General features: G+C 47.3%; 1 pseudogene. It reads right to left on the minus strand.

From position 1 onward, the window contains the following. Positions 1-522 precede the first annotated feature (522 nt). A pseudogene (locus ACSZPU_RS25980) lies at positions 523-777 on the minus strand (VOC family protein); the annotation flags it as partial. Between the last annotated feature and the right edge of the window lie 75 nt (positions 778-852).

An 852-nucleotide genomic window follows, 5' to 3' on the forward strand; every position in this document is an offset into this window, starting at 1 on the left:
AGACTCTCAGAGTCTGGACTGAGTACGCCCCTATGGGGCGTTATCAATGCCACCTGCTATGCAGGTGGTTTTTTACCCTCGTGACGACACTATCTAAAACGGTGGGCTCGATGGCAGATCAATTATTTCCTGAGTGTGATTGTATGCGTCGTCCTGATCGTTGGTTTTGGAATACTGGCTGGAACATTCTGGCCAAACTATGCGTGGGGCAGCACCGCGATATTCGCTCTGGTCATCATTGGTGTATCTGCCTGGCTGGGATAGTGTGTACCGAGCATTTTTAGAAAAAGGATCGGTCCGGAGACCGGAGTTTTTGTGCTTAAAACTGACCGACTCCCCCCGCTTATTAACACACGACGATGTTTTGAAATACGCCCCTGGTAAACAGAAGAATTCCGGACTTCCGTTTTTCGCTCTCATCGGACCCTGCGGTTCTTCAGAAGGTCCGTTCTGTGTGCCATAAGCGGACTTTTCATACATCACTGTTTTAATTAGAGGATAACAGGTCATAAGATGTGGACTTCATTGACTGAGTTCCATCAATTCAAGCGTCTGACCATCAGGGTTTTGTAAATATATTACTCTGGTTCCCTGCATGGGGCCTGACAACACTGTCTGAGGTTTACCCGGCGTCTTCCAGCCATAGTCCGATACTTTGCTCAAGAGCGTATCAAGATCCTCAACTATAAAAGCAAGGTGAGCGTAGCCTGGGATATAGGGTGCTGAAGGTTCTTCTGGCTGCTCAATGTTATTGTATTGTAGTAATTCAATCTTAATTGAACCGCCCCGGTTTTCCTGGAGAGTATTTTAGTTGGGAACTCAGGCTGCCAGATCCTTATTCCCGATGGAAGC

Origin of the sequence: Phytobacter sp. V69, from assembly GCF_965644215.1 — a bacterium.
In the GTDB taxonomy this organism is placed as follows: domain Bacteria; phylum Pseudomonadota; class Gammaproteobacteria; order Enterobacterales; family Enterobacteriaceae; genus Phytobacter.